A 15,850-nucleotide genomic window follows, 5' to 3' on the forward strand; every position below is an offset into this window, starting at 1 on the left:
GGGTTTTGCTCGTATTGCTCACACGCGGACGTCTTGTTGGGCTCCGGAGGCGACCCCTACGTTCCCTGCATGCTGACCTTCCTCGGCTTCGCCATGATCGCCACCTTCCTGGTCCTGATCATGATGAAGAAAATGTCGCCCATCGCGGCGCTCGTCCTCATTCCCGCGCTCTTCTGCGTGTTCGCAGGCAAGAGTGCCCACCTCGGCGACTACGTCATCGACGGCGTCGGCAAACTCGCGCCGACCGCCGCCATGCTGATGTTCGCCATCGTCTACTTCGGGCTGATGATCGACGTCGGCCTGTTCGACCCGATCGTGCGCGGCATCCTGCGCTTCTGCAAGGCCGACCCCATGCGCGTCGTGGTCGGGACGGCGGTCCTCGCCGCGATCGTCTCCCTCGACGGCGACGGCTCGACCACCTTCATGATCACCGTCTCCGCCATGTACCCGCTCTACAAGCGGCTCGGCCTCAGCCTCGTCGTCATGACGGGCGTCGCCGCCACCGCCAACGGCGTCATGAACACCCTCCCCTGGGGCGGCCCCACGGCCCGCGCCGCCACGGCCCTGAAGCTCGACGCCGCCGACATCTTCGTGCCGATGATCCCCGCCCTGGCGGTCGGTCTGCTGTGCGTGTTCGCCCTCGCCTACGTCCTCGGCCTGAAGGAACGCCGCCGGGTCGGCACCCTGGCGCTCCCCGCCGACGCCGACGGGAACGACGTGGGTGCCGACGAGTCCGCGCCGCAGCTGGTCACCGCCGGCAAGGGATCCGTCGACGCCGGCGCCGGTGCCGACACCCGTGCCCACGGCGGTGGCGGTGCCGACTCCGGTTCGGGCTCCGCCCCCGCCCCCGCCCTCGTCCCAGCACCCGGGTCCGGGTCCGCTTCAGGGGCCGCTTCCGGGTCCGCCTCCGGCGTCTCCGCCGCCGACGGGCCGCAGGACGGCGGCTTCCAGGGGCTCGACCCCCTCCGCCCGACCCTCCGCCCCCGCCTCTACTGGTTCAACGCCGGCCTCACCATCGCCCTCCTCGCCGCGATGATCACGGAGCTGCTGCCCATCCCGGTGCTGTTCCTCCTCGGTGCCGCCCTCGCCCTCACCGTCAACTTCCCGCACATGCCCGACCAGAAGACCCGGCTCGCCGCCCACGCGGACAACGTCCTGAACGTCGCCGGCATGGTCTTCGCGGCCGCCGTCTTCACCGGCGTCCTCAGCGGTACCGGCATGGTCAAGCACATGGCCGACTGGCTCGTCGACGCCGTCCCCGAGGGCATGGGCCCGCACATGGCCCTGGTCACCGGCCTGCTCAGCCTGCCGCTCACCTACTTCATGTCCAACGACGGCTTCTACTTCGGCGTCCTGCCCGTGCTCGCCGAGGCCGGCGCCGCCCACGGGGTCTCCCCGCTGGCCATCGCCCGCGCCTCCCTCGTCGGCCAGGCGCTGCACATGTCCAGCCCGCTGGTCCCGGCCGTCTACGTCCTCGTCGGCATGGCCGGGGTCGAGTTCGGCGACCACACCCGCTTCACCGTGAAATGGGCGGCGCTCACCTCCCTCGTCGTCCTCGCGGCGGGGATGCTTTTCGGCCTCATCTGACCGGGCCCGAGCCGGGCGCCCAAAAAACTACCGACGCTAGTTTGTAGGCTGTCCGCACGGGGTCAGGTCTACGCGCTCGTGCGTGCTCGGGAGGAATGCCATGAAGGCCCACGACGGGATGTACATCGCCGGCGAATGGCGGCCCGCCGCCGGTCGCGACCGGATCGAGGTCGTCAACCCCGCCGACGAGCAGAGCATCGGCGGGGTCCCGGCCGGCACCGCCGACGACGTGGACGCGGCCGTGCGCGCGGCCCGCGCGGCCCTGCCCGGCTGGGCGGCCACGCCCCCGGCCGAGCGGGCGGCCCTGGTCGGGGCGGTGCGCGACGCCATGGTCGCCCGCAAGGCCGAGTTCACCGAGATCATCACCGCCGAGCTCGGCGCGCCGGTCGGCTTCTCCGAGATGGTCCACGTCGGGGCGCCGATCGCCGTCGCCTCCTCCTTCGCCGAACTGGGTGCCTCGTACGCCTTCGAGGAGCGGATCGGGAACTCGACCGTGCTGCTGGAGCCGGTCGGCGTGGTCGGGGCCATCACGCCCTGGAACTACCCCCTGCACCAGATCGTTGCCAAGGTGGCGCCCGCCCTCGCCGCCGGCTGCACCCTCGTCCTCAAGCCGGCCGAGGACACCCCGCTGACCGCACAGCTCTTCGCCGAAGCCGTGCACGAGGCGGGCATTCCGGCCGGGGTGTTCAACCTGGTGACCGGGACCGGTCCGGTCGCCGGGCAGGCGCTGGCCGCACACGAAGGGGTCGACATGGTCTCCTTCACCGGCTCCACCGCGGTCGGGAAGCAGATCGGCGCCGTGGCCGGTGCCGCCGTCAAGCGCGTCGCCCTCGAACTCGGCGGCAAGTCGGCCAACGTCATCCTGCCCGGGGCCGACCTGGCCAAGGCCGTCGCGGCGGGCGTGGGCCACGTCATGAACAACTCCGGGCAGAGCTGCAACGCGCTCACGCGCATGCTCGTCCACCGCGACCAGTACGAGGAGGCGGTCTCGCTCGCGGCCGCCGCCGTCGCCGCGTACCCCTGCGGCGACCCCCGGCAGCCGGGCACCCGCCTCGGCCCGGTGGTCAACGCCAAGCAGCGCGACCGTGTGCGCGGATACATCGCCAAGGGCATCGAGGAGGGCGCCCGCCTCGTCGCCGGCGGCCCGGACGCCCCGCACGAGCGCGGCTACTACATCGCCCCCACCGTCTTCGCCGACGTCACCCCCGAGATGACCATCGCCCAGGAGGAGATCTTCGGCCCCGTGCTGTCGATCCTCCCGTACGAGGACCAGGACGACGCCCTGCGCATCGCCAACGGCACCGTGTACGGTCTCGGCGGCGCCGTCTGGGCGGCCGACGAGGAGACCGCGGTGGCCTTCGCGCGGCGCATGGACACCGGCCAGGTGGACATCAACGGCGGCCGTTTCAACCGGCTCGCGCCCTTCGGCGGCTACAAGCAGTCGGGCGTGGGGCGCGAGCTCGGCCCGCACGGTCTGGCGGAGTACCTCCAGACCAAGTCGCTGCAGTTCTGACCCGCCCGCGGGGCCCGCCGCCGGCTCCCGTCCGGTCCCGTCCCGCCCTGCTCCGCCCCGTCCTGCACCGCCCCGCCCCCTAGTCCGAGAGACGGAATCGACCATGGTCCGCGCCGCCATCCTGCCCGCCGTCGGAGCCCCGCTGGAGATACGGGAGATCGTGCTGCCCGATCCCGGCCCGGGACAGGTCCGGGTGAGGCTCGCCGCAGCAGGGGTCTGCCACTCGGACCTCTCCCTCACCAACGGCACCATGAAGGTCCCCGTCCCCGCCGTCCTCGGCCACGAGGGGGCGGGCACGGTGCTCGCCGTGGGGGAGGGGGTCACCCATGTCGCTCCCGGCGACGGCGTGGTGCTCAACTGGTCCCCGTCCTGCGGGGAGTGCCACCACTGCTCCATCGGCGAGGTCTGGCTCTGCGCGAAGGCCCTCACCGGGGTCGGCGCCGTCCACGCCCACGACGCCGACGGCACGCCGCTGCACCCGGGGCTCAACGTGGCCGCGTTCGCCGAGGAGACCGTCGTCACGGCCAACTGCGTGCTGCCCGCGCCCGCCGGCATCCCGCTCGCCGAGGCCGCTCTGCTCGGTTGTGCGGTGCTCACCGGATACGGCGCCGTCCACCACAGCGCCCGGGTGCGCTCCGGCGAGTCCGTCGCCGTCTTCGGGGTCGGCGGGGTCGGCCTCGCCGCCCTGCAGGCCGCGCGGATCGCCGGGGCGGGCCCGATCGTGGCCGTGGACGTCTCCCCCGCCAAGGAGGAGCTGGCCCGCGCGGCCGGAGCCAGCGCCTTCGTCCTCGCCTCCGACACCACCGCCAAGGAGATCCGCGGGCTCACCGGCGGGCAGGGCGCGGACGTCGCCGTGGAGTGCGTCGGCCGGGCCGAGTCCATCCGCGCGGCCTGGGAGTGCACCCGCCGCGGCGGCCGCACCACCGTCGTCGGCATCGGCGGCAAGGAGCAGCAGGTCGCCTTCCACGCCCTGGAGATATTCCACTTCGCCCGCACCCTCACCGGCTGCGTCTACGGGAACAGCGACCCGGCCCGCGACCTTCCGGTGCTGGCCGAGCACGTCCGCGCCGGCCGCCTGGACCTGGGCTCGATGGTCACCGAACGGATCGCCCTCGACGGCATCCCCGGCGCCTTCGACGCGATGCTGGCCGGCAGGGGCGGCCGCTCCCTCGTCGTGTTCTAGACCCCGCCGGCCTTCCGGCCCGGTCGCGCGTCAGTCCTCCTGCCGCGCGGCCACGGCCAGGGCCTCGAACTGCAGGGCCAGGCCGTCCAGCAGGGCGGTCAGGCCCGTTTCGAACGCGCCCTCGTCCACCTCGCGCTGCCGCTCGGCCAGCAGGTGGGCCCGGCCCAGGTGGGGGTAGTCCGCCGGGTCGTACGCGGCCTCGTCGTCCACGAAACCCCGGGCGAAGGACCCCACCGCCGAGCCCAGGATGAAGTACCGCATCAGCGCGCCGATCCGGGTCGCCTGCGCCGGGGGCCACCCGGCCGCCGTCATCGCCCCGAACACCGCGTCGGCCAGCCGCAGTCCCGCCGGGCGCCGCCCCGGGCCGCGCGCCAGCACCGGCACGATGTTGGGGTGGTCGGCCAGCGCGTCCCGGTACGAGTGCGCCCAGGCGCGCAGCGCCTCCCGCCAGTCCCGGCCGCCCCCCGCCACGTCCTCGAACACCGACAGGTCGACCCGCGCACTCACCGCGTCCGCCACCGCGTCCAGGATCTCGTCCTTGGTGCGGAAGTGGTTGTAGAGAGAGGGGCCGCTGACTCCCAGCGCGGCCGCCAGCCGCCGTGTCGAGACCGCTTCCAGCCCTTCCGCGTCCACCAGCGCGCCCGCCGCCTCGACGATGAGGTCTCGGCTGAGCAGGGGCTTGCGCGGTCTGGCCATGCGCCACATAGTAGGGCCTGCCCCCTCGAAACTACCGCTGCTAGTTAAAGCCGTCGGGAGCCGCCGCCCCCGTGCAGCCGCCCCGCCCACTCCCCGGAGGTGCCCGGTGAACCTTGAACTCAGCGCGGAGCAGACCGCGGTGCGCCGCCTCGCCCGCGAGTTCACCGAGCGCGAGGTGGCCCCGTACGCCGCCGAGTGGGACCGCGCCGAGAGCGTGGACCGGGCCGTCGTGAAGAAGCTCGGCGACCTCGGCTTCCTCGGCCTCACCGTTCCCGAGGAGTACGGCGGCTCCGGCGGCGACCACCTCGCCTACGCGCTCGTCACCGAGGAGCTCGGCCGCGGCGACTCCGCCGTGCGCGGCATCGTCTCCGTCTCCCTCGGCCTGGTCGCCAAGACCCTCGCCGCCTGGGGGAGCGAGGAGCAGAAGCGCGCCTGGCTGCCCCGCCTCTGCTCCGGCGAGGCACTCGGCTGCTTCGGCCTGACCGAGCCCGGTACCGGCTCCGACGCCGCCGCCCTGACCACCCGCGCCGAGCGCGAGGGGGACGCGTACGTCCTGACCGGCACCAAGATGTTCATCACCAACGGCACCTGGGCCGACCTCGCCCTCGTCTTCGCCCGCACCGGCGGGCAGCCCGGGCACCGCGGGATCTCCGCCTTCCTCGTTCCCACCGACGCCCCCGGCTTCACCCGCCACGAGATCCACGGCAAGCTCGGCCTGCGCGGCCAGGCCACCGCCGAACTCGTCCTCGACCGGGTCCGCGTACCGGCCTCCGCGATGCTCGGCCCGGAGGGCAAGGGCTTCTCCGTGGCCATGTCCGCCCTGGCCAAGGGGCGGATGTCGGTCGCCGCCGGATGCGTGGGCATCGCGCAGGCGGCACTGGACGCGGCCGTCTCGTACGCGGCCGGGCGCGAGCAGTTCGGCCGGCCCATCGCCCACCACCAGCTCGTCCAGGAGCTGATCGCCGACATCTCGGTGGACGTGGACGCGGCCCGCCTGCTGACCTGGCGGGTGGCCGACCTGATCGACCGCGGGCAGCCCTTCGCCGCAGAGGCGTCGACCGCCAAGCTGTTCGCCTCCGAGGCCGCCGTCCGCGCCGCGAGCAACGCCCTCCAGGTGCACGGTGGTTACGGCTACATCGACGAGTACCCGGCGGGCAAGCTGCTGCGCGACGCCCGTGTGATGACCCTGTACGAGGGCACCAGCCAGATACAGAAGCTGCTGATCGGCCGCGCCCGCACCGGCGTCTCCGCCTTCTGAGGACGCCCAGCCCCGCCCCCCGCCCCGCCCCGCCGGGCCCGGCCCGCGTTCCCGCAAGGCGCTAAGCGCTTGCTCACCCTCCGGTAAGGTATTCCTTCCGAAGGTGACGAGAAGGTGGGCGAGCGATGGACAGCGCGGCGGAGACGACGGGCGGCTACCGGCCCTGGTCGGAGGTCACCCCCGACGCCGCGCGGCGGCTGCTGATCGCCGCCGTCGAGGCGTTCGCCGAGCGCGGGTACCACGCCACGACCACCCGTGACATCGCCGGCCGGGCGGGCATGAGCCCGGCCGCGCTCTACATCCACTACAAGACCAAGGAAGAGCTGCTCCACCGGATCAGCCGGATCGGCCACGACAAGGCCCTCGACATCCTGGAGACCGCCGCCGCCGGCCCGGGCTCCGCGGCCGACCGGCTCGGGGCGGCCGTGCGGTCCTTCGTGCTGTGGCACGCGGCGCACCACACCACCGCCCGCGTGGTCCAGTACGAGCTGGAGGCCCTGGCTCCGGAGCACCGCTCCGAGATCGTGGCACTGCGCCGGCAGAGCGACGCCGTCGTGCGCCGCATCCTCACCGACGGCGTCGCGGCGGGGGAGTTCAGGGTCCCGGACGTCCCCGGCACCACGCTCGCCGTGCTGTCCCTGTGCATCGACGTGGCCCGCTGGTTCAACACCGCCGGCCGGCGCACGCCGGAGGAGGTCGGCGAGCTCTACGCCGGACTCGTCCTGCGCATGGTGGGCGCGGCGCCCGGTCAGGAGTAGTTCAGAAGTAGTACCGCGACACCGACTGGGCCACGCACACCGGCTTGTCGCCGCCCTCGCGCTCGATCGTGACCGTCGCCGCGACCTGTACGCCGCCACCCGCCTCCGTGACGTCGGTGATCACGGCGGTGGCCCGCAGCCGCGAGCCGACCGGGACCGGCGCCGGGAAGCGGACCTTGTCCGTCCCGTAGTTGACGCCCATCCGCATGCCCTCGACCCGCATGACCTGCGGGACGAGGCTCGGCAGCAGCGAGAGCGTCAGATAGCCGTGCGCGATCGTGGAGCCGAAGGGTCCGGACGCGGCCCGCTCCGGGTCCACGTGGATCCACTGGTGGTCGCCCGTGGCGTCGGCGAACAGGTCGATCCGCTTCTGGTCCACCTCCAGCCACCCGCTGGGGCCGAGCGTCTCACCGATCGCGGCGCGCAGTTCCTCGGCGGACGTGAAGACCCTCGGCTCGGCCATGCCCCTGCCCTCTTCCTCTTCCAGTCGAATAAGCGCTTGCTCAGCATGCGGGGGTCGCATGTATATGTCAACGGATCCCCGGTGGGCCGACTACCCTCGGCCTCGTGCCGCAGATTCCCGAGAAAGTCCACGAACTCACCGTCGGCCAGCTGTCCGCGCGCAGCGGCGCGGCCGTCTCCGCGCTCCACTTCTACGAGACCAAGGGCCTGATCAGCAGCCGCCGCACCGCCGGCAACCAGCGCCGCTACAGCCGCGACGCGCTGCGCCGGGTGGCCTTCGTACGCGCCGCACAGCGCGTCGGGATCCCCCTCGCCGCGATCCGCGACGCCCTCGCCGAACTGCCCGAGGAGCGCACCCCCACCAAGGAGGACTGGGCCCGGCTCTCCGACCTGTGGCGCAGCGAGCTCGAACAGCGCATCACGCAGCTGGAGCGGCTGCGCGACCACCTCACCGACTGCATCGGCTGCGGCTGCCTGTCCCTGAAGACCTGCGCCCTGTCCAACCCGGACGACGTCTTCGGCGAACGGCTCACCGGCTCCCGGCTGTAGCACCCTCACCACCGGAAGGCGCCGCCACCGGCCGTCCCCGTACCCGCCCCGGCCACCTCGTGCGCCGCCGCCACCAGCGCGGCGTTCGAGCCGGCCGGCCGCCCGTCGGGCAGCCGCAGTACGTCGCCCAGCCCGATCCGCGCATCCGCGCCGCAGCGCACGGCCAGCCGCAGCACCGGCCAGGCCGCGGCCTCCCGCCCGTACAGCAGCAGCGACCCCACCGCCGGCCGGCGCAGCGCGGCCACCAGGCCCGCCACCACGGCCGGGTCGGCCGCCGCGGGCACCACCGCCAGTTCCGCCGCGGGCCGGACCCGTGCGCGGCCCGCCGGCTCCGGAGCCCGCGAGGCGAGGAACCGCGCCAGCGCCCCGAACCCCGCCGCCCCGGCCGCGCAGCCCGTCGCGGCCATCGCGCCCTCCTCCGGCACGCCGGACAGCGTGACCACCGCGTCCACCGCCACGCCCCGGGCCAGCAGCACCCGGGCCAGCTCCGCCGCCCCCGGCTCCGCGAAGTGCACGGCGGCCCGGTCCGGGAGCACCCTCCAGGACCGGACCCGCTCCAGCCGCCCGCCCGGATCGGGCTCGGCGGCGATGCCCGCGCACACCGACAGCGGTACGGAGACCCCCGCGCCCCGCAACGCCTCCAGCAGCGGCCCCACCACCCGCGGCGACGGGCTCTCCCGCCCGCACGGCGTCCGCGGGTGCACCAGCACCTCCACGGCCCCGGCCGCGACCGCCCCGAGCGCCGACTCCGCCAGGTCCCCGGGCGACAGCGGCACGGCGGCGCCCTCGGCGGCGCCGCGCGCACCGTTCAGCGACACCTGCAGCCGCAGGCTCACGCCGCCCCGGCCGAAGCCGACACCGACACCGGCACCGGCACCGACGGCCGCATCCCGTCCGCCGGGGACGTCCAGGCCGAGTCCGCGAGCGCCGGCCTGGGCACCACGATCCCGCAGCCCGCGCAGACCGGGCCGTCCCAGGCCCACGCTCCCGCCCACGGCCCGTGCCCCGCCAGGCTCCCGGCCCGGTGCTGTCGCTGCCCGGCCCCGGATCCCGCGGCACGACCCGAACCGGTTCCGTGTCCCGCCGCGCGTCCCGGCCCGGGCCCCCGTCTGGGTCCCGGCACCGGCGCGGGCCAGTGCAGCTCCTGCTCACCGCAGACCGGGCAGCCCGTCCCCGGCTCCGATTCCAGGGCCGTGACCAGCCGGCGCAGCACCTCGGCCAGGGTGCCGTCCGGCCGCACCCCCGGGTCGGCGCAGCGGACCACGGCGTCGCCGCTGCCGTTCCACGCCCACTCCGGCCGGCGCAGCCCGTGGTGCTTCTCGCGCCGTCGCCGCTCCGCGAACTGCCGCTCGTAGTCGAGCCAGACCGCCCGCGCCTCCTCCAACTCCTCCAGCGCGGCCACCAGCCGCTGCGGGTCCGCCCCCCGGTCCTCGGGGGCGATCCCGTGCCGGTCGCACAGGTGCCACCACGTCGCCCGGTGCCCGTACGGGGCGAACCGCTCCAGGCAGCGGCGCAGCGAATGGCGCCGCAGGGCACGGTCGTTGCGCGCATCCCGCACCTGGTAGGCCAGACTCCGGAAACCTGCCATCACACCTTCACCTCCGCCTCGCGCGCCCAAGTCCACATCGCGGCGCCGCGCTCGGTCGCACGACGACGCACCGTGAGATGTGCCCAACATGCCCGGTCGGGTGCGGGCGCATGCGGGGGCGGTCGAGGCGTACGGGTGGCACATGGCCGGAACTCAGCGCCCCATGCGCCCCGCGGACACCACGACCCGTGCCAGCTCCGGGTGGCAGATGTCACTGTGCGCCCCCGCGGGCGGACCGCCGCGGCGCACCACGGACGCCGTGTCCACGCTGACGCAACCGGCCGCCGGGACGCCGTCGCGCAGTGCCTGGTCCAGGGTCAGCCGCGGCACGTCCGGCACCGCCTGCACCCCGTCGTACCCGACCGCGCCCCACCGCTCGTCGAAGCCGAGCAGACCGGCCGAATCGCCTGCCGTCCGGGAGGCCAGCGGGTAGAAGACCCCGAGCGCCGCGTCGTGTGCGGAATGGCACGCCACGACCGGCCCGTCGACCCGGTGCTGCAGGCCGCGCAGGGCGCCGCCGCGGTCGCGGTCGTGCGGGAGCCGGTCGGTGAACGCGTAGTGCGAGAAGGCTCCTTGGAGCAGCGTCACGGACTTCACGTACCCGGCGCCGTCCGGCACCGCGCGCAGCGCGAAGGACACCAGCCGGGCCCCGAAGCTGTGGCCGATCAGGTGGACGCGCAGGTCCGGCCGCCGCCCGGCCAGCTCCGCGAGGACGGGGCCGAGGCCGCGCTCGCCGACGACCCCGGCGCGCTTCTTCATCTGGTAGTACGTGGCCTGCCGCAGCAGCTCCTTCGCGCCGCGCCACAGCCCGCGCGGGACGTCGCCGAGGGCGAACCCGGGCCCGGCGGGGTCCTCGGCCGCGGGGTCCTCCCCCGTGGGGCCGCCCGCCGCGGCGAACCCGTCGGCGAGTGCACGACACACCGTGCGCACGTCCTCGGCGAATATGGCGGGAACCTCCCGTGAACCGTTACCGGAACCGGAACCGGAACCGTCACCCGCACCGGCCAGCTCCCGTACCAGCGTGCCGAACTCGGTGAGTGCCTCCGCAGAGCCGGGACGCTCCCGCAGCAGTTCGGCTATGCGGTCCAGCTCCGCACCCCGCCCCGGCCAGAACGCCCCGAGCGCTTCCCGGGTGGCGGGGTCCAGGGCCGTCCCGTCGCCGGGCTCGGTGAGCGCCGCGGGGGAGTCGAAATCGGGAATGGGCTCGTCCGAGAACCGGATCGAGGGCCAGACGACACCCACGTACCCCAGCCGTACCCCCGGCCCCACCAGCCCCGGGAAGGGGGCGAAGAACCGGTCGTACAGGCGGGTCGAGGTGGACCGCTCGCTGTTCCAGCCGTGCGCGAAGACCAGCAGGTCCGTGGCCTCCAGAGCCGCCACCGCCCGCAGCGCGGCCCCGTCCGGGTCGCCCTCGGCGTCGAACGTCAGCTCCGCATACGGGCCGACCCCGATCCCGGCCGCACCCGCCGTCCCGGCCGCACCCGCCGTCCCGGCCGCACCCGCCGTTCCGCCCGTTCTCGCCGCCATGGGTTCCCCCTCCGCGCTCGCCCACCGTTGCCGTGCCGGCCGTGCCGTGGCGTACAGCATCCTGCTGCGGCCCCCACCCGGCCAGACCCCCGCGCCCACCGGATCCGGCGGCCAACGGGCACCGCGCCCACCGGAGGCGGCGCCCTCGCGTGCAGCGCCTAGTGCGGTGGATAGAGCAGGTACCGCTCCCGCACCTCCGCGAACCGCTCCAGCCCCGCCGCCCAGTCGGCCGCGATCTCCTCCACGCCCGCCTCCGCGTCCACCAGCCGCCGCACCCGGTCCGAGCCGGTCAGCCGGTCGATCCAGTGGTCCGACCGCCAGGCGAACCCGCTCCACGTCCGGCGCGCCGTCACCAGCAGCCCGATCCCCGCCCGGACCGGATCGAAGGCCTGGCGGTCGTGCACGATCAGCCGGACCCCGCCGCACACCTTCCCGACGTGCTTGGAGAAGGTCGGTGTGAAGTACGCCTCCCGGAACCACACGCCCGGCAGCCCCAGCGCGTCGGCCGCCTCCGCCCACCGCCGGTCGATGCCCTCCGCGCCCAGCACCTCGAAGGGCGTCGCCGTCCCGCGCCCCTCCGACAGGTTGGTGCCCTCGAACAGGCAGGTGCCGGCGTACGCGAGGGCCGTGCCCGGGGTCGGCATGTTCGGGCTCGGCGGCACCCACGGCAGTCCGGTCCCGTCGAAGAAGCAGTCCCGCCGCCAGCCGGTCATCGGTACGGTCTGCAGGCGGACCGGATCCGCCGCCAGGAACTCCCCGTTGAACAGCAGCGCCAGCTCGGCCGCCGTCATCCCGTGCGCCAGCGCGATCGGCTCCCGGCCCACGAAGCTCGCGTACGCCCGCTCCAGCACGGGTCCGGCGGCCCGCCGCCCGCCCATCGGGTTGGGCCGGTCCAAGACGACGACGGCCTTGCCGGCCAGCGCTGCCGCCCGCATGCAGTCGTAGAGGGTCCAGATGTAGGTGTAGAAGCGCGCCCCCACGTCCTGGATGTCGAAGACCACGGTGTCGACGCAGGCCGCCGTGAACACGTCCGCCAGCAGCTGCCCGCTCTTGCCGTACGTGTCGTACACCGGCAGCCCCGTCGCCGGATCCCGGCCGGCCCCCTCCGAGTCGCCGGCCTGCGCCGTTCCGCGGAAGCCGTGCTCGGGCCCGAACACCGCGACCAGGCGGACCCGGGCGTCGGCGTGCAGGACGTCGACCAGATGGCGGGCGTCGGCGGTGATCCCGGTGGGGTTGGTGACCACCCCGACCCGCTGTCCGTCGAGCACGGCGTACCCGTCCGCGGCGAGCACCTCGAAGCCCGTCCGCACCCGGTCCGCCGCGTGCGACGTGCGGGGTGCGCCCGCCGCCGTCGCCCGTCCGGCCCCGAGTGCCCCCGCAGCCCCCAGGGCGCTGGCCGCGCTCGCCTTCCCCGCCAGTCCCATCAGCCCCCGTCGCGATAGCGACAGCCTCAGCGTCATGCCGCCACGCTAGGCCCCGGCCCTCTTCCTCCCCGACATACCGACCGGTTAGTCTGCCGGGCGTCCGGCGCCGGCGGCACCGAACACAGCGACGTCCCCAGGAAGGTGATCCCGTGAGCGCGAGTGCACGCCCGTACCAGGACCAGCGAGTCGTCGTCACCGGCGCGGGCGGCGGCATCGGTGCCGCCCTCGCCCGCCGCTTCGCCGCCGAGGGCGCGACCGTCGTCGTCAACGACCTCGACGCGGCCAGGGCCGCCGCGGTGGCCGGCGCGATCGGCGACCGTGCGATCGCGCTCCCCGGCGACGCCTCCACCGCCGCCGACGAGGCCCGCGAGGCCCTCGGCGGCGAGGTGGACGTCTACTGCGCGAACGCGGGACTCGCCTCCGGCGGCGACGCGTTCGTCGACGAGGCCGTGTGGGAGGCGGCCTGGGACACCAACGTCATGGCGCACGTCCGGGCCGCCCGGGTGCTGCTCCCGCACTGGCTGGAGCGCGGAAGCGGACGCTTCGTGTCTACCGTCTCGGCCGCCGGGCTGCTCACCATGATCGGAGCGGCCCCGTACAGTGTCACCAAGCACGGTGCGCTCGCCTTCGCGGAGTGGCTCTCGCTGACCTACCGCCACCGCGGCATCCAGGTCCACGCCATCTGCCCGCAAGGCGTCCGCACCGACATGCTGACGGCTGCGGGCTCCGCGGGCGAACTCGTCCTCGCACCGACCGCGATCGAGCCGGAGGCGGTGGTGGACGCACTGTTCGACGGTATGGAGAAGGGCCGGTTCTTGATCCTCCCGCACCCCGAGGTGGCGGACTTCCACATCGCGCGCGCCACCGACCCCGACCGCTGGCTGAACGGCATGAACCACCTCCAGCAGAAATGGGAGAGCAGGTGATCCCGCCGTCGAGCCCGGCGCCGGCCCCGCCCCCGCCTCCGGTCCCGGACTCCCCGTATGCCGCCAAGCCGTGGCTGAACCTCCTCAGCCCGGCCCAACGCGCCCCCGTGGACGCCCCGCCCAGCGTGCTGCACGCCTTCCGGGCGGCCGTCGCCCGCGCCCCCGGGCGGACCGCGCTCGCCTACTTCGACGGCCGCACCAGCTACGCGCGGGCGGACGCGCTCTCCGACTCGGTCGCCGGACACCTCGCCGAGCACGGCATCGGCCGCGGCGACCGGGTCGCCGTCCTGCTGCAGAACACCCCGCACTTCGCGCTGGCCGTCCTCGCCGCCTGGAAGGCCGGGGCCGTCGTCGTCCCCCTCAACCCCATGTACAAGGAGGCCGAGGCCCGGCACATCCTGCGCGACTCCGGCGCCGCCGCGCTGATCTGCGACGACCGCGCCTGGTCGGCGCACCTGCGCGGCGCCGCCGCCGGGACCGCCGTACGGACCACGCTGACCGCCTCCGAGCTGGACTTCCAGACCCGCGACGACGTACGCGTCCTGCGGCCCGGGCGGCAGCCGCAGGCGCCCGACGCCGCCGACTTCGCCGCTGTCGCCCACCGGGGCCACCCGGCCCCGCCCGACCCCGGGCTCACCGCCGCCGACACCGCGCTCATCAGCTACACCTCCGGCACCAGCGGCACCCCCAAGGGTGCGATGAACCAGCACGGTGCGCTCACCCACAACGCCCGCAGGCAGGTCAGCGGCCACCCGATCGCCGAGGGCTCGGGCTACTTCGCCCTCGCCCCGCTCTTCCACATCACCGGCATGGTCTGCGAACTCGCCGCCTGCTTCCTCAACGCCGGCACCCTCGTCCTCGCGCACCGCTTCGACGCGGGCACCGTCCTCGACGCCTTCCTCGAACACCGGCCCGCCTACACCATCGGCCCCGCCACGGCCTTCATGGCCCTGACCGCCCACCCCGCCGCCACCCCGGACCACTTCGCCTCGTTCCGGGTGACCTCGTCCGGCGGCGCCCCCCTCCCGCCGGCGCTGGTCGCACGACTGCGCACCGCCTACGGCCTCCACCTGCGCAACGGATACGGCCTCACGGAGTCCACCGCCGCCGTCGCCTCCGTCCCCCCGCACCTCGAAGCGCCCGTCGACCCGGCCTCCGGCACCCTGGCGGTCGGCCTGCCCGGCGCCGACACCGCCGTCCGCATCCTCGACGACCGGGGCGCCGAGGTGCCCCTCGGCGAGACCGGGGAGATCGCCGTCCGCGGCCCGCAGGTCGCGTCCGGCTACTGGGGCCTGCCGGAGCAGACCGCCCGCGCCTTCCCCGAGGGCGAACTGCGCACCGGGGACGTCGGGTTCATGGACCGGGACGGCTGGCTCTACGTCGTCGACCGCAAGAAGGACATGATCAACGCCGCCGGCTTCAAGGTCTGGCCGCGCGAGGTCGAGGACGTCCTCTACACCCACCCCGCCGTCCGTGAGGCCGCCGTCGTCGGCGTCCCCGACCCGTACCGCGGGGAGACCGTGAAGGCGTACGTGAGCCTGCGCCCCGGCTTCTCGGTCGGGCCGGCGGAGCTCGCCGCGCACTGTGCCGCCCGCATGGCCGCGTACAAGTACCCGCGCCAGGTGGAGGTCCTGCCCGTCCTGCCGAAGACGACGAGTGGCAAGATCCTGCGACGGGAACTGCGCGACCGTGGCTGAAAACAGTCGGATGGTCGTACAGTCGGCCGCACCGGCCGCAGAACAGAATGGGAGGGCCAGCGCCATGGCTGCCAGGACGACGGAGCCCGAGGGCACCCAGGAGACCCCGGTGCCGCAGCGGCTCCTGGCCGTGGCCACGCGCCTGTTCGCCGAGCGCGGCTACGACCGTACCTCCGTCCAGGAGATCGTCGAGGCGGCCGGGGTCACCAAGGGCGCCCTCTACCACTACTTCGGTTCCAAGGACGACCTGCTGCACGAGGTGTACGCGCGGATGCTGCGCCTCCAGCAGCAGCGCCTCGACGCGGTGGCCGAGTCCGACGCGCCCGTCGAGGAGCGGCTGCGCGCCGCCGCGGCCGACGTCGTGGTCACCACCATCGAGAACCTCGACGACGCGATGATCTTCTTCCGCTCGATGCACCAGCTCAGCCCGGAGAAGTACAAGCAGGTGCGGGCGGAGCGGCGGCGCTACCACGAACGCTTCCGCGCCCTGATCGAAGAGGGCCAGCGCAGCGGCGTGTTCTCCACCGCCACCCCCGCCGACCTGGTGGTGGACTACCACTTCGGCTCCGTCCACCACCTGTCCACCTGGTACCGGGCGGACGGCCCGCTCACCCCGCAGCAGGTCGCCGACCATCTCGCCGACCTGCTGCTGCGCGCCCTCCGCCCGTAGGACGGCCCTACG

Annotated in this window: 15 protein-coding genes; 9 read left to right on the forward strand and 6 right to left on the reverse strand. The window is 74.4% G+C overall.

The window, feature by feature from the left end:
- Positions 1 to 69: 69 nt before the first annotated feature.
- The 3 genes from ACSHWO_RS26535 (at position 70) to ACSHWO_RS26545 (ending at position 4,283) form a co-directional block, all read left to right on the forward strand.
- On the forward strand, positions 70 to 1,587 hold the full coding sequence (locus ACSHWO_RS26535; RefSeq protein ID WP_438315589.1) for a CitMHS family transporter: 1,518 nt from the start codon (positions 70 to 72) through the stop codon (positions 1,585 to 1,587).
- A gap of 100 nt (positions 1,588 to 1,687) precedes the next feature.
- A complete protein-coding gene (locus tag ACSHWO_RS26540) occupies positions 1,688 to 3,100 on the forward strand; it encodes an aldehyde dehydrogenase family protein (protein ID WP_361095851.1) in 1,413 nt (470 codons plus the stop codon).
- 103 nt (positions 3,101 to 3,203) lie between these two features.
- Positions 3,204 to 4,283 (forward strand): Zn-dependent alcohol dehydrogenase, encoded by a 1,080-nt coding sequence (locus ACSHWO_RS26545; protein ID WP_438315592.1) that lies wholly within the window; start codon positions 3,204 to 3,206, stop codon positions 4,281 to 4,283.
- A gap of 30 nt (positions 4,284 to 4,313) precedes the next feature.
- Here ACSHWO_RS26545 and ACSHWO_RS26550 read toward each other — a convergent pair whose 3' ends face one another.
- Positions 4,314 to 4,988, reverse strand: coding sequence for a TetR/AcrR family transcriptional regulator (locus tag ACSHWO_RS26550; RefSeq protein ID WP_438315595.1), 675 nt, complete (start codon positions 4,986 to 4,988; stop codon positions 4,314 to 4,316).
- A gap of 97 nt (positions 4,989 to 5,085) precedes the next feature.
- Between ACSHWO_RS26550 and ACSHWO_RS26555 the strand changes: the two genes are divergently transcribed.
- Both ACSHWO_RS26555 and ACSHWO_RS26560 read left to right on the forward strand, forming a co-directional pair.
- Complete coding sequence (locus tag ACSHWO_RS26555; RefSeq protein ID WP_438315598.1) at positions 5,086 to 6,237, forward strand: acyl-CoA dehydrogenase family protein; 1,152 nt, start codon at positions 5,086 to 5,088, stop codon at positions 6,235 to 6,237.
- 125 nt (positions 6,238 to 6,362) lie between these two features.
- A complete protein-coding gene (locus ACSHWO_RS26560) occupies positions 6,363 to 6,995 on the forward strand; it encodes a TetR/AcrR family transcriptional regulator (RefSeq protein ID WP_361095863.1) in 633 nt (210 codons plus the stop codon).
- 1 nt (position 6,996) lies between these two features.
- Here the strand turns inward: ACSHWO_RS26560 and ACSHWO_RS26565 are convergent, their stop codons facing one another.
- A complete protein-coding gene (locus ACSHWO_RS26565; RefSeq protein ID WP_385837008.1) occupies positions 6,997 to 7,458 on the reverse strand; it encodes a MaoC family dehydratase in 462 nt (153 codons plus the stop codon).
- A gap of 104 nt (positions 7,459 to 7,562) precedes the next feature.
- On the opposite strand from ACSHWO_RS26565, the gene soxR reads away from it, so the two are divergent.
- Positions 7,563 to 8,006, forward strand: a complete 444-nt coding sequence (gene soxR / locus ACSHWO_RS26570) for a redox-sensitive transcriptional activator SoxR (RefSeq protein WP_361095869.1) — start codon at positions 7,563 to 7,565, stop codon at positions 8,004 to 8,006.
- A gap of 5 nt (positions 8,007 to 8,011) precedes the next feature.
- Here the strand turns inward: soxR and ACSHWO_RS26575 are convergent, their stop codons facing one another.
- The 4 genes from ACSHWO_RS26575 to ACSHWO_RS26590 all read right to left on the reverse strand — a co-directional run bounded on the left by ACSHWO_RS26575 (position 8,012) and on the right by ACSHWO_RS26590 (position 12,569).
- Positions 8,012 to 8,842 carry a 3-keto-5-aminohexanoate cleavage protein gene (locus ACSHWO_RS26575; RefSeq protein ID WP_438315603.1) on the reverse strand — a complete coding sequence of 277 codons (831 nt, stop codon included), beginning with the start codon at positions 8,840 to 8,842 and terminating at the stop codon, positions 8,012 to 8,014.
- Positions 8,839 to 9,594, reverse strand: coding sequence for a hypothetical protein (locus ACSHWO_RS26580; protein WP_438315606.1), 756 nt, complete (start codon positions 9,592 to 9,594; stop codon positions 8,839 to 8,841). Before ACSHWO_RS26580 ends, ACSHWO_RS26575 begins: the two co-directional genes overlap by 4 nt.
- Before the next feature lie 153 nt (positions 9,595 to 9,747).
- Positions 9,748 to 11,121, reverse strand: coding sequence for a serine-threonine protein kinase (locus ACSHWO_RS26585; protein WP_438315609.1), 1,374 nt, complete (start codon positions 11,119 to 11,121; stop codon positions 9,748 to 9,750).
- A 158-nt stretch (positions 11,122 to 11,279) separates the two neighbouring features.
- Positions 11,280 to 12,569, reverse strand: coding sequence for an exo-beta-N-acetylmuramidase NamZ family protein (locus ACSHWO_RS26590; RefSeq protein ID WP_438319281.1), 1,290 nt, complete (start codon positions 12,567 to 12,569; stop codon positions 11,280 to 11,282).
- A 125-nt stretch (positions 12,570 to 12,694) separates the two neighbouring features.
- Here ACSHWO_RS26590 and ACSHWO_RS26595 point away from each other — a divergent pair, with 125 nt between their 5' ends.
- The 3 genes from ACSHWO_RS26595 (at position 12,695) to ACSHWO_RS26605 (ending at position 15,838) form a co-directional block, all read left to right on the forward strand.
- Positions 12,695 to 13,471, forward strand: coding sequence for an SDR family oxidoreductase (locus ACSHWO_RS26595; RefSeq protein WP_438315612.1), 777 nt, complete (start codon positions 12,695 to 12,697; stop codon positions 13,469 to 13,471).
- On the forward strand, positions 13,456 to 15,168 hold the full coding sequence (locus ACSHWO_RS26600; RefSeq protein ID WP_385836957.1) for a class I adenylate-forming enzyme family protein: 1,713 nt from the start codon (positions 13,456 to 13,458) through the stop codon (positions 15,166 to 15,168). The genes ACSHWO_RS26595 and ACSHWO_RS26600 overlap by 16 nt, the downstream gene beginning before the upstream one ends.
- A gap of 64 nt (positions 15,169 to 15,232) precedes the next feature.
- Positions 15,233 to 15,838, forward strand: coding sequence for a TetR/AcrR family transcriptional regulator (locus ACSHWO_RS26605; RefSeq protein WP_361095887.1), 606 nt, complete (start codon positions 15,233 to 15,235; stop codon positions 15,836 to 15,838).
- The last annotated feature ends 12 nt before the right edge of the window (positions 15,839 to 15,850 follow it).

The sequence above is a fragment of the Streptomyces pallidus (ex Mingjun et al. 2026) genome (assembly GCF_051550185.1).
Taxonomy (GTDB): domain Bacteria; phylum Actinomycetota; class Actinomycetes; order Streptomycetales; family Streptomycetaceae; genus Streptomyces.